The sequence below is a fragment of the Kitasatospora sp. NPDC089797 genome (assembly GCF_040684795.1).
GTDB lineage: Bacteria > Actinomycetota > Actinomycetes > Streptomycetales > Streptomycetaceae > Kitasatospora.
Window position 1 is genome coordinate 1 of record NZ_JBFBGS010000052.1, and the last position, 12,391, is coordinate 12,391.

At 71.5% G+C, this 12,391-nt stretch carries 8 protein-coding genes; all 8 read right to left on the reverse strand.

The window, feature by feature from the left end:
* Positions 1–120: 120 nt before the first annotated feature.
* The 8 genes from AB0O91_RS32555 to AB0O91_RS32590 all read right to left on the reverse strand — a co-directional run bounded on the left by AB0O91_RS32555 (position 121) and on the right by AB0O91_RS32590 (position 12,388).
* Positions 121–255: a hypothetical protein gene (locus AB0O91_RS32555; protein ID WP_363440942.1), complete on the reverse strand. Its 135-nt coding sequence runs from the start codon at positions 253–255 to the stop codon at positions 121–123.
* A 141-nt stretch (positions 256–396) separates the two neighbouring features.
* Positions 397–1,584: an aminotransferase class V-fold PLP-dependent enzyme gene (locus tag AB0O91_RS32560; protein WP_363440945.1), complete on the reverse strand. Its 1,188-nt coding sequence runs from the start codon at positions 1,582–1,584 to the stop codon at positions 397–399.
* 12 nt (positions 1,585–1,596) lie between these two features.
* Entirely contained in the window at positions 1,597–2,970 is a 1,374-nt protein-coding gene (locus AB0O91_RS32565; RefSeq protein ID WP_363440947.1) for a pyridoxal-phosphate dependent enzyme, read from the reverse strand.
* Positions 2,967–4,463, reverse strand: coding sequence for a Y4yA family PLP-dependent enzyme (locus AB0O91_RS32570; protein ID WP_363440950.1), 1,497 nt, complete (start codon positions 4,461–4,463; stop codon positions 2,967–2,969). Before AB0O91_RS32570 ends, AB0O91_RS32565 begins: the two co-directional genes overlap by 4 nt.
* A gap of 208 nt (positions 4,464–4,671) precedes the next feature.
* Positions 4,672–5,457 carry a class I SAM-dependent methyltransferase gene (locus AB0O91_RS32575; protein ID WP_363440952.1) on the reverse strand — a complete coding sequence of 262 codons (786 nt, stop codon included), beginning with the start codon at positions 5,455–5,457 and terminating at the stop codon, positions 4,672–4,674.
* A 199-nt stretch (positions 5,458–5,656) separates the two neighbouring features.
* The gene (gene dnaE, locus AB0O91_RS32580; protein WP_363440955.1) at positions 5,657–9,244 is read right to left on the reverse strand and encodes a DNA polymerase III subunit alpha; all 3,588 of its coding nucleotides are present in this window, start codon (positions 9,242–9,244) and stop codon (positions 5,657–5,659) included.
* Between the two features lie 189 nt (positions 9,245–9,433).
* A complete protein-coding gene (locus AB0O91_RS32585; protein ID WP_363440957.1) occupies positions 9,434–11,455 on the reverse strand; it encodes a phosphocholine-specific phospholipase C in 2,022 nt (673 codons plus the stop codon).
* Positions 11,456–11,698: 243 nt separating this feature from the next.
* Complete coding sequence (locus AB0O91_RS32590; RefSeq protein ID WP_363440960.1) at positions 11,699–12,388, reverse strand: phosphonatase-like hydrolase; 690 nt, start codon at positions 12,386–12,388, stop codon at positions 11,699–11,701.
* Between the last annotated feature and the right edge of the window lie 3 nt (positions 12,389–12,391).

Sequence of the window (12,391 nt, forward strand, 5' to 3'; positions counted from 1 at the left end):
ACCGCTCGGTCCCGGCGGCCAGCCCGGGCCTTGTATCGAACTCGCATGCATGGAGGACCAGTTGACCGCGATCGTTCCGACTGTGCTGCTCGCGCCGCCGCCGTCAGTGGAGCACCGGGACTACCAGCACCACTGGTCCCACAGCCGGCGGGCGTTGCCGGTCAGCGCGACGGTGCCGGACTTACGGGTCGTCATCTTCCGCATGTCTGTCTCCTTCGGTGTGGGGGTACGGTCGGCCGGGGCTGCGGCGACCACCGCCATGGTGATGATAATTCGTGTGAACTGTCAAGGAATTGGGGACTCCGCTAACGGCGGGGAGGGTCGCTTTCCGGCCGCCGGTAAGCGATTCCGCCACCGCCACCCGCCGCCACCGCCCGCGGCCGGCGGTCCGACCCGCTACAACGAGCGCAGCACGGCGAGCAGCCGGTCGATCTCGGCGGGGGAGTTGTAGGCGTGCAGGCTGACCCGGACCGAGGATTCGCTCTCCCCCGCGCGGCCCTGGCAGTGGCCGTCCGCGCGGACCATCAGGCCGTGGCTGGCGAGGACGAAGCCCAGGTCGTTGGAGGGGATCGCCCGGTGCCGGAAGGTGACGATGCCCTCGCGCCGTTGGACGGTGGAGTCGGCGGCCAGGCTCTGCTGGCAGCCGAGGATCCGGTAGGCCGCGCAGCCGCGCAGCCCGTCGGTGAGGCGCCCGGCCAGGGCGGTGGTCCAGCGCCGGATGCGGTCCGTCCCGGCGGCGTCGAGCCAGTCCAGGGCGGCCTCCAGGCTGGCGATGCCGCAGGTGTTCGGGGTGCCGCTCCAACCGCCGGGGCGGAAGGCGGCGCCCCGGGTGTTGCGGGCCCAGACGGCGCCGGTGCCGGGCAGGGCCATGGCCTTGTGGCCGGAGAAGACCACGAAGTCGACGTCGAGGCCGCCGACGTCCACCGGCAGGTGGCCGACGCTCTGGGCGGCGTCCAGGCAGATCGGGACGTCCGGGCCGACGGCGGCCCGGATCCGGTGGACGTTCATGTCCCCGCCGTACACGTGGTGGACGTGGGTGGCGGCGACGAACGCCGTGCGCCCGGTGACGAGCGCGGGCAGGGCCCGGTGGTCGTAGTCGTGCGAGGCCGGGTCGTAGGGGAGTTCGCGGACCCGGATCCGCACGCCCTGCCCGGCCAGCTGCTGCTGCGCCTCCAGCCAGGGCAGGAGGTTCGCCTGGTGGTCGGCGAACGGCACGATGATCTCGTCGCCGTCCCGCAGGTGTCCGGGCAGCCAGTCCCGGGCGATGGTGCGCAGGCCCTCGGTGGTGCCGCTGGTGAAGTGGACGCCGGAGGGCCGCCCGGGCGCCGGGTCGCCCAGGAACGCGGCGACCCGGGTGCGGGTGCGTTCGACCAGCGCGGTGGTGGCGTTGGCCCAGGTGTAGGTGCCGCGGCCGGCGTTGGCGTTGGCGGTGGTCAGGTAGTGCTGGACGGTGTCCAGGACGGCGCGCGGCTTCTGCGCGGTGGCCGCGCTGTCCAGGTAGGCCTGGTCCGGGCCGTCCGTGAGGATCGGGAAGTGGGAGCGCAACTCCCGGTGCCAGTCGTCGAGTTCCTCGAAGGTTTCCACGGCCGCCCCCGCTCAGTCCCGGACCAGCGGCGCGCCCGCGTCGCGCCAGCCGATGATGCCGCCCGCCAGGCTGCGGACGTCCTGGTGGCCCATCCGGGTGAGCAGGGCCGCGTAGCGGACCGACTTCTCGCCGATCGGGCAGGCCAGCAGGACGGGCTGCCGGCGGCCGAACGGCAGGCCGCCGTGCAGGAGTTCGTCGAACAGCTCGTCCACGATGTTGATCGAGCCCTCGATGTGCAGCGCCGCGTAGGCGAACGGGCCGCGCAGGTCGACCACCAGCGGGTGGTCCTCGGCGATCCACTTGCGGGCGGCGTCCACGTCGACGACCCGGGCGGCCTCGAGTTCGGCCGGGGTCAGGCTGGCCACCGAGTGGGGGCGCGGGGGCTGGTTGAACAGCTCGGGCCGTCGGTCGCGGAGGTAGCCGAGGTAGCTCTCGACCCGGTCGCAGACGATGAAGACGGCGGTCCGGCGCTCCCCGGAACCCGTCGGCCCGGCGTCCGTCGACCCGGAACCCGCCGGCCCGTCGCCCGTCGCCTCGGCCTCCAGGGCGCGCAGGTGGCGCAGCGCGCCGTAGTAGGCGCCGCCGCCGGTGGGCCCGGCCAGCACGCCGCAGCGGCGGACCAGGGTGAGCATGCCGTCGATGGCCTGGTCGGCGGTGACGGAGGCGATGCCGTCGTAGGTGCCGGGGTCGAAGAGCCCGACCTCGTGCACCTCGTCGATGGTGCGGATGCCCGGGATGAAGTCGGACTTGTGGGCGACCAGCCCGAGCACCTGGACGGCCGGGTTGTGGGCGCGCAGCACGGCGGCCACGCCGGTGGACGAACCGGCGGTGCCCACGCAGGCGATGAAGTGGTCCGGGGCACGGCCGTCGAGGTCGCGGACGATCTCCGGCCCGGTGCCGGTGAGGTGCGCCTCCACGTTCAGCGGGTTGTAGTACTGGTCGGTGTGGAGATAGCCGGATTCGGCCTCGGAGAGCATCCGGTGGATCCGGGTGAGCGGGTCGTCGGTGTCGGTCGGGTCGAGGCACTCGGCGCGGCCGGGGAGCTCCTCGATCTCGGCGCCGAGCAGCAGCAGGAGGTCCTTGACCTCGGGGACCTTCATCCGGTTGGTGACGCTCCGGAACGGCAGTCCGTGCATGCCCGCGATCAGGGCGAGCGCCTTGGCGGTGTTGCCGCTGGACAGTTCCACGAGGGTGTCGCCCCGCCGCACGGCCTCCGGGAGCGCCGCACGGGTCATGTTCCAGGCGGCGCGGTCCTTGACCGAGCCGAAGGGGTTGAGCAGTTCCAGCTTGGCGTACAGGTCGATGGTGCGCAGACCGGTCACCGCCGGGTCGATCCGCAGCAGCGGGGTCCCGCCGATGGCGTCGGTGATGCTGTCGTACCTCATCCGCGGCTCTCCCCCTGGTGCGTCGCGGCCCCGGCGGTCTCCAGGGGCCAGTACTGCTCGTCCAGGCGCCAGTGCCAGGCGCCGTCCTGCCGGTACGCGGCGACCTTGCGCGCGACGGGCTGCTGGAGCGCCCCGCCGGCGTTGAAGTCCATCAGGTAGCCCGCCGTGTTGGCGAAGGCGAGCAGGTCGCCGGGGGCGGGCAGGCGGGGCAGGAAGACCAGCCGGCGGGTGATCAGGTCGGCCTCCAGGCAGAGGTTGCCGAGCAGGTGGACGCCGACCGGCCCGGTGTCGGCCGCCGGGGCGCCGGGGCGGGGCACCAGCACCGGGTCCATCAGCACCCCGTGGTCCTCCAGGGCGGCGTCCCGGGCGTTCATCTCCAGCCGGACCAGCCAGGTGTCGTCCGGGGTGCGCCGGACCTCCAGGACGCGGCCGAGGGTGGCCCCGCACTGGTCGACCAGGGCCCGGCCGGGTTCGACGGCGAGGTCGTAGAGGTTCTCCAGCAGCAGGGTGGCGAGCGGCCGTCCGAGGGTGGGCGCGGGCCCGGAGAGCAGCTCGTCCAGGTACGCCTCGGCGGCGACCCGGCGGTGGGCCGGGTAGAGGCCGAGCGTGCCGCGCAGGGTGCCGGACTCGTTGCGCAGTCCGTAGCCGTGGTCCTGCCAGGTGAGGGAGGGGCGGCGGCCCAGGACGGCGTCGGTGAGCTCGCTGGTGTACCGCTCCCACTGGTCCGCGTGGGCGAGGTAGTCGACCCCGAAGCCGCCGCCGATGTCGATGGTGCGCGGGCGCAGGCCCCGCCGGTGGCAGTCGTCCATCACCCGCAGGCAGGTGTCCAGGGCGACGGCCTTCTCGGCGATCCCGGTGGTGTCCAGGTGGTAGGCGACGCCGGTGGTGTCGACGGCGTCCCGGTGGCGCTCCAACGCGTCCAGCAGGGCGTCGAGTTCGCCGACCGGGGTGCCGAACCGGCTCGGCCGGGTGAGCACGGTGGCGCCGGGCGCGCGGAAGGCGGACAGCCGCGGCATGACGGGCACGCGGGGGAGGGCGTGCTTGCGCACCAGATCGGCCAGGTCGTCGAGTTCGGCCCGGGAGTCCAGGTGGACGGTGGCGCCGGTGCGGGCGGCCAGCCAGAGGAACTCGCGGTTCTTGGGGCCGGTGGCGATGATCCGGTCGGGCGTGCAGCCGGCCCCGAGGGCGTGCTGGAGTTCGCCGAGCGAGGCGACGTCGAGGCCGGCGTCCAGCCCGGTGTCGGCGGCGGCGAGGCGGCGGACCAGCGCGCTGGAGCGGTTCGCCTTGTGGGCGAAGTAGATCCGCCCGGCGAGGTGGTGCTTGCGGAAGACGGCCCGGAAGCGGGCCAGGTTGTCGGCGAGCTGTTCGGGCAGCAGCAGGTTCAGCGGTGACCCGAGCGCGTCGACCAGGGTGTGCAGGAAGTCGGGTGTCTCCAGGAGGGATCGGAGCCGGGGTTCCAGCCGTGGTTCCAGATAGAGCGGTGAGGGCCGCATCGGCGATCTGCTTCCCGTCGGAGGTCGGCATGTGGCCGGGCGGCGCGCCGATCTCACGTCGGTGGGCGTCGCCGACCGAGGGAAACGGTAACTGTTTTCACATTGAATCAACAGGATTTTCTGTCACACCATCGCAAAGACTGTGCCAATCCGAAAGGAACCAATCCATTTGTGACACAAGCGAGTTGACGCCTCGTCGGAGACGCGGTCAGCGCAGCGCCACCAGCACGGAACTGGCGCCGTACTGCCACACCGATCCGGCCTGCCGGAAGCCCGCCATCCGCAGCAGGTCGGCGTGCTGGGCGGCGGACAGCCCGTTGTCGCCGCCCTCGCTCGGCGGCAGCTGCCGCTCCCGGGCCGCCAGCAGTTCGGCGAACTCGGGGATCCGCCCGGCCGCCGCCCACCACTGCGACCAGTCCTCCTCCTCGCCGACGCCCCGGCGCTGGGAGCGGCGCCGGCCGATGGCGAGGGCGAGTTCGGCGAGGGTCGGCTCCTCGGGCACCAGGTGGTCGCCGTTGACCAGCACGGCCCCGGGGCTCAGCGCGCCCGCGAGGTCGCGGTAGATCCGCAGCAGCGCCTCCGGCGGCGGGTAGTGCAGGGCGGTGGAGGAGAGCACGGCGTCCAGCGGGCGGTCGAGCCCGAGGTCCTGGATCCAGCCCGGGCGGCCGATCAGCGTCTCCACCCAGCGGGTGACCCGGGGGTGTCCGGCCCGGCCGAGGGCGAGCAGCAGCGGGTCGATGTCGACAGCGATGACCTCGGCGTGCGGCAGGCGGTCGGCGACCCGGGCGGAGAGCGAACCGGGGCCGCAGCCGAGGTCCGCGATCAGCGGGCGGTCGCGGTGGCCGACCACCTGCTCCACCACGTCGACGATCACGGTGAACCGTTCCTCGCGCTCGACCGCGTAGCGCTCCTGCTGGCGTTCCCAGCGCTCCACCCAGGCCCCGGCCAGGGTCGCGTCCACCGGCATTCCGACTCCCGCTGTGTCCGTGCGCATGCGCAGTCCCCGTTCGATTGCCAATGTCTGTCATGTCCATATGAATTGGCAACGAACCGGCGCGATCCACTGCCCGCGCCGTAATGATATCCGTTTTCATCTATCGGGGTGGAACGCAGACGACCGGGGCGGGGCGACGTGCGCCCCGCCCCGGTCGGTCGGGCGGTGTTCCGGTCTTCCGGTGGTCGGTGGCGGCCGGCTACCGGCCGGCGGACTGCTCGGAGACCGCCCGGACCGCCGCGCCCGCCCAGGCGCGGTTGCCGAGCAGGGTCTTGACGTCCGAGGCGAGCCCGTTGTCGGGGTTCACCCGGAAGCCCAGCTCGTACAGGGTGTTCTTGTCCCAGTTGGTGGTGAGCAGCCGGATCGGCACGTCGCCGGGGTGGGCCTCCAGGGCGAGCTTGAGCTCGGCGACCAGCTGGGGGGTGATCCGGTGCACCGGGACGGTGATCTGGACCGGCGGCTTGGTGCCGAGCTCGGCGGAGGAGACGTCCAGGGTGGTGATCTCCTGGCCGAAGATGCTCAGCGAGCCGTCGCGCTCGTTGAGCCGGCCGCGGACCGAGATCACGTTGTCCTCGATCATCTGGTCGGCCATCAGGTTGTAGGTGGCCGGGAAGAACAGCACCTCGACCGAACCGTCCCGGTCGGACAGGGTGATGATCGCCCAGGCGTTGCCCGCCTTGTTGATCCGCCGGTCCACGCCGGTGATCAGGCCGGAGAGCCGGACCTCGCCCTCGGAGCGGCCGGAGCCGAGGAGTTCGGCGATCGAGGTGTCGCGGTTCTGGGAGAGGATGTGCTCGGCGCCGTCCAGCGGGTGGCTGGAGACGTACAGGCCGAGCATCTCGCGTTCCAGGGCGAGGAGTTGGCGCCGGGGCCACTCGTTCTCGGTGAGCTGGAAGTCCAGCCCGATGGTCGGCGAGCCGTCGCCGTCGTCGAGCGCGCCGAACAGGTCGTCCTGGCCGATGGCCTGCTGCTTCTTGACCCCGGTGACGGCGTCGATGGCGCTCTCGTGGACGCTGCTGAGTGACAGCCGGGTGTGGCCGAGCGAGTCGAAGGCGCCCGCCTTGACCAGCGAGTCGACGGTGCGCTTGTTGCAGACCACCAGCTCGACCTTGTCCAGGAAGTCGGCGAAGGAGGTGTACTTGCCGTTCTCCTTGCGGGTGGCGACCAGCGACTCGATCACCGGGACGCCGACGTTGCGCACCGCCTTGAGGCCGAAGCGGACGTCGCTGCCGACGGCGGTGAAGTCGACCACCGACTCGTTGACGTCGGGGGAGAGGATCTTGATGCCCATCTGCCGGCACTCGGCCAGGTAGACCGCCATCTTGTCCTTGTCGTCGGCGACGGAGGTGAGCAGCGCCGCCATGTACTCGGCCGGGTAGTTGGCCTTCAGGTAGGCGGTCTGGTACGAGACCAGGCCGTACGCGGCGGAGTGCGACTTGTTGAAGGCGTAGCCGGCGAACGGGACCAGCACGTCCCAGACCGCCTGGATCGCCTCGTCGGAGTAGCCGCGCTCCTTGCAGCCCGCGTGGAAGGGCACGAACTCCTTCTCCAGCACCTCCTTCTTCTTCTTGCCCATCGCGCGGCGGAGCAGGTCTGCCTGTCCGAGCGAGTAGCCGGCCAGCACCTGGGCGGCTCGCTGGACCTGCTCCTGGTAGACGATCAGGCCGTAGGTGGGGCCGAGAACGTCCTTGAGCGGCTCCTCCAGCTCGGGGTGGATCGGGACGATCTCCTGCTGGGCGTTCTTGCGCAGGGCGTAGTTGGTGTGCGAGTTCATGCCCATCGGACCGGGCCGGTACAGCGCGGACACGGCGGAGATGTCGGCGAACTCGGTGGGCTTCATCAGCTTGAGCAGGGCGCGCATGGGGCCGCCGTCGAGCTGGAACACGCCCAGGGTGTCGCCGCGGGCGAGCAGCTGGTACGTGGTGGGGTCGTCGATCGGGATCTTCTCGATGTCGACGTCGATGCCCCGGTTGGCCTTCACGATCTTGATGCAGTGGTCGATGATGCCCAGGTTCCGCAGACCCAGGAAGTCCATCTTGATCAGGCCCATGGCTTCGCACGACGGGTAGTCGAAGCCGGTGATGATCACGCCGTCCTTGTCCCGCATGTGCAGCGGGATGAGGTCGAGCAGCGGGGTGGAGGAGAGGATCACCGCGGCCGCGTGCACGCCGGTGCCGCGGATCAGGCCCTCGATGCCCCGCCCGGTGTCGATGATCTTCTTGACGTCCGGCTCGTTCTGGTAGAGCGAGCGGATCTCGGTGCCCTCGTTGTACCGGGAGTGCTTCTCGTCGAACAGGTCGGCCAGCGGCACGCCCTTGCCCATGACGTCCGGCGGCATCGCCTTGGTGATCCGGTCGCCCATCGAGAACGGGTAGCCGAGGATGCGGTTGGCGTCCTTCACGGCCGCCTTGGCCTTGATGGTGCCGAAGGTGTTCACCTGGGCCGTGTACGCGGCGCCGTACTTCTCGGTGACGTAGCGGACCATCTGGTCGCGCTGGCGGTCGTCGAAGTCGATGTCGACGTCCGGGGGGTTGATGCGCTCGGGGTTGAGGAAGCGCTCGAACAGCAGGTCGTGCTCCAGCGGGTCCAGCTGGGTGATCCCGGTGAGGTAGGCGACCATCGAGCCCGCCGCCGAACCACGGCCCGGGCCGACCGGGATGCCGTTGTCCCGGCCGTACTGGCAGATGTCGGCGACCACGAGGAAGTAGGCGTCGAACCCCATCGGGGTGATCACGCCCATCTCCAGCTCGATCCGGTCGAGCACCTCCTGGCTCGGGGCGTCGCCGTAGCGGTGCTTCAGCCCGATCTCGATCTTCTTGCGGAGGAAGGAGGCCTGGGTCTCGCCCTCGGGCACGTCGAACTGGGGCATCCGGTCGACGTAGGTGAAGACCTCCTCGTACGACTCGACCCGCTCGGCGATCGCCAGGGTGTTGTCGCAGGCCTCCGGGAGCTCGCGGAAGAGCTCGCGCATCTCCTCGGCGGTCTTCACGTAGTAGCCGGTGCCCTGGAACTTGAACCGGTTCGGGTCGTCCTTGTTCTTGCCCACGCCGACGCAGAGCAGGCTGTCGTGGGCGTCCGCCTGGTCGGCGGTCACGTAGTGCGAGTCGTTGGTCGCCAGCAGCGGGATGTTGAGGTCCTTGGCCAGGCGCAGCAGGTCCTCGCGGACGTCCTTCTCGATGGAGAGGCCGTGGTCCATCAGCTCCAGGAAGTAGTTCTCCTTGCCGAAGATGTCCTGGTAGGCGCCGGCCGCCTTGAGCGCCTCGTCGTACTGGCCCAGCCGCAGCCGGGTCTGCACCTCGCCGGACGGGCAGCCGGTGGTGGCGATGATGCCGCCGGCGTTCGCGGCGATCAGCTCGCGGTCCATCCGGGGCTTCATGTAGTAGCCCTCCATCGACGCGAGCGAGGAGAGCTTGAAGAGGTTGCGCAGGCCGGTGGCGTTCTGCGCCCACATCGTCATGTGGGTGTAGCGGCCGCCACCGGAGACGTCCTTGCCGCCCTCGCCGTCGGCGCCGGTCGGGCGCTGGCCGCCGGGCGACCAGAACACCTGCTTCTTCAGGAAGCGCGAGGCGGGGGCGACGTACGCCTCGATGCCGATGATCGGCTTCACCCCGGTCTTCGCGGCCGCGTGGAAGAACTCGTACGCGCCGAACATGTTGCCGTGGTCGCTCATCGCGATGGCGGGCATGCCCTGTCTCTCCGCCTCGGCGAACAGCTTGCCGTTCTTCGCCGCCCCGTCGAGCATCGAGTACTCGGTGTGGACGTGCAGGTGCGCAAAGCTGTCGGACACGGCGCTGTGCTCCTCGGTGGACCTCGGTAGGGGAGCGGTCCAGGCTAGCGGGTCGACCCGGGCGACGCGCCGGGCGGGGTGCCCGCCGGGGAGACCTTGACGTGTTCCTTCCGTCTCCTGAGGGGACTCGTGCTACGGCTCCGGGGCGCCGGCCCCGGAGCCGTAGCACGAGTCGTCCCGGGAGACGGGTCAGGACACCGGGCCGGGGTCGGTGATGCTCTCGGCGCCGGTCTCCAGGTGGCCGGCCAGGCGGCGCAGGAAGCCGTCGGAGGTGTCGGCGGTGACGGTCAGGTCGTACCAGCCGCTCGTCGTCGCGAAGGTCGCGCGCACCGGGGCGGCGGCGGTGGTCCCGGCCGGGACGGTGTACGTCCAGGGGCCGCCGGTGCCGTAGGTGGTGTCGGTGACGGTCACGGTGGCCGCGGTGCCGCCGGTGTTGGTGAACGCCAGGGTGAGCGCGGCGTTGCGGGTGTCGTAGCCGGAGACCACCTCGACCAGGGCCGCGCCGCTCCCGCACGCGGTGGCGCGGTTGCCGGCGAAGCGGCGGTGGAAGCCGTTGGGACCGTAGAGCGACAGGTCGTAGGCGCCGGTCGGGGTGCCGGCCACCCAGTAGTCGGAGACGGTGGCGCCCGCGCCGACGGTGTACAGCCAGGGCCCGTCGGTCCGGTAGGCGTTCGGGTAGACGTAGTAGCTGACGCCCGCCGTCCCGGTGTTGGTCATGTCGATCCAGAACTGCCCGCCGGCGCAGTCGGTGCGGCCGTGGGCGTCGGGCTGCCAGGGCAGGGCGCGGGCCGGGCGGGTGCCGGCCTCCTGGGCGGGCATCGACTGGACGGCCGGGACGCGCGGTGCGGGGAGGGAGCCGCACTGGTCGTTCGCGCCGGAGACGTAGCCGCTGGTGTCCGGGAGCGCGGGCCAGCCGGTGTCCCGGCCGGAGAAGCCGAAGGCGGAGGTGAGGTCGCCGCTCACGGTGCGGCGCCAGGCGCTGATGTTGGGCTCCTTGACGCCGAACCGCTGCTCCAGGAAGCGGATCACCGACGTGTGGTCGAACACCTGGGAGTTGACGTAGCCGCCGCGGGTCCAGGGCGAGACCACGATGAGCGGCACCCGCGGGCCCAGGCCGATCGCCTTGCCGCCGGAGATCTCCCCGGCGGTGGACACCGAGCTCTTGCCCTGGGTCGAGGTGGCCGGCGGGACCGGCGGCGGCACGTGGTCGAAGAAGCCGCCGTTCTCGTCGTAGTTGAGCAGGAAGGCGGTCTGCGACCAGACCGACCGGTTGGCCGCCAGCACCGAGAGCAGCCGGGCGGTGAGGTCCTCGCCGTAGGCGGGCCGGTAGTTGGCGTGCTCGGAGAGCGAGGCGGGGGCGACGATCCAGGAGACCTGCGGCAGGGTGCCCGCCTCGACGTCCTTCCGGAAGGCGGCGACCAGGTCGGGGACGGTGGCCATGCCCTTGTCGTGCAGCGCCGAACCCGGCTTGGCCTTCTTGAAGTTGGTGAACCAGGCGAGCGCGTTGTCGTCGAAGTTGTCGCTCTGCTGGTAGACCTTCCAGCTGATCCCGGCGGCCTCCAGCCGCTCCGCGTAGGTGGTCCAGCCGAAGCCGGCCGCGGGCTCGGTGTTGTCGAGGACGGCGGACTTCCCCACCGAGAGGCCGTTGGAGCCGGTGAACAGGTGCAGCCGGTTGGGGTTGGTCTGGGTCAGGGTGGAGCAGAAGTAGTGGTCGCAGATGGTGAAGGCGTCCGCGAGCGCGTAGTAGAAGGGCAGGTCGTCGCGGGCGAAGTAGCCCATGCCGAGGCCGGGGGTGCGGGCGGTGTTCCAGGCGTCGTACTTGCCGCCGTGCCAGATCGCGGTGTCGACGGGGTAGCTCATCGCCGGGGCGTCGGCGCAGGTGGCGCTGGTGGTGCCGGTGTCCATCCGGAACGGCAGGATGTAGCCGTCCGCGTTCGAGTACGGCTGGTGGAAGGCGTCCTCGCCGTTGGGCAGGGTGATCGCGTTCCGGTCGCCGAAGCCCCGGACGCCGTTCATCGTGCCGTAGTAGTGGTCGAAGGCGCGGTTCTCCTGCATGAAGATCACGACGTGCTGGACGTCGTTGATGGTGCCGCTCGCGGCGGGGGCGGCGATCGCCTGCTGGAGGGCTTCGGGGAGGGCGGAGAGGGCGGTCGACGCTCCGGCGGCGGCCGCGGCGAATCCCATGAACGTTCGGCGGGAGACGGGGGTCACGAGGGGCTCCTCTTGTCTGGACAAGTGCTTCCCGACTTGGCTGGACAAGTCTGGGGAGCGCGAGCCACCCGGAGCCACTCCCGCGCAGTGAACGGCTCCGGTCCGGGCGGTGGCGCGGACATGGCCGCCCGGAGGGGTGGCCGGAGGGCGGCCCGGGGCGCGGAAACGCCGACGCCATCGCCGTGGGGGCGGCGATGGCGTCGGCGGGCCCCCGCGGCCGGGGAAGGGCCGCGGGAGGGCGGGTCAGGCGGTCTGCCGGGCCTCCGGGAGGCCGGGGATCTCGGTGACGCCGGACAGCACGTGGGTCTGCGGGTGCCCGTCGAAGTCGGCCCGGCCGAGCTCGCCGGTCAGCACCCCGACCACCACGCCGGCTCCGGCGTTGCGGCCGGCCAGCACGTCGACCACGGTGTCGCCGGCGGTCAGCACCCGGCGGGTGTCGATCACGCCGGTCTTCTCCATCGCCCGGTGGATCATGTACGGGGCCGGGCGGCCGCGCGGCACCTCGTCCGAGGTGACCACCGCGTCCAGGTTGCCGCCCTCGCCGGTGGACCAGCCGAGCGACTCCAGCAGCGGGTACGCGACGTCGTCGCTGAACCCGGTGGTGAGCGCCACCTTGATGCCGCGCCGGCGCAGCTCGGCCAGCGCCTCCTCGACGCCGGTGATGGCCTGCGGGGGCGTGGCGAGGTAGGCCTCGCGGAGGAACGCGGCGAAGGCCGCGTAGCTCTCCTCGACCAGCTCCGGGGTCGGGGTGCCGCCCCCGATCCGGACCAGCGCGGCGATGGCCTCGCGCTTGTCGGTGCCCATCCAGGTCTGCAGGTCGGCCTCGGCGACGGTCACCCCGTTCCGCTCGACGGCGGTGCGCAGCGCACGGTAGACGGCGCCGGACTCGTTGATGGTGGTCCCGGCCATGTCCAGGACGGCGAGCTCGATCACGGT

Coding starts and splice junctions, on each gene's coding strand:
- AB0O91_RS32565 (WP_363440947.1), bottom strand. CDS start 2,970: ATGAGGTACGACAGCATCACCGACGCCATCGGCGGGACCCCGCTGCTG.
- AB0O91_RS32570 (WP_363440950.1), bottom strand. CDS start 4,463: ATGCGGCCCTCACCGCTCTATCTGGAACCACGGCTGGAACCCCGGCTC.
- AB0O91_RS32575 (WP_363440952.1), bottom strand. CDS start 5,457: ATGCGCACGGACACAGCGGGAGTCGGAATGCCGGTGGACGCGACCCTG.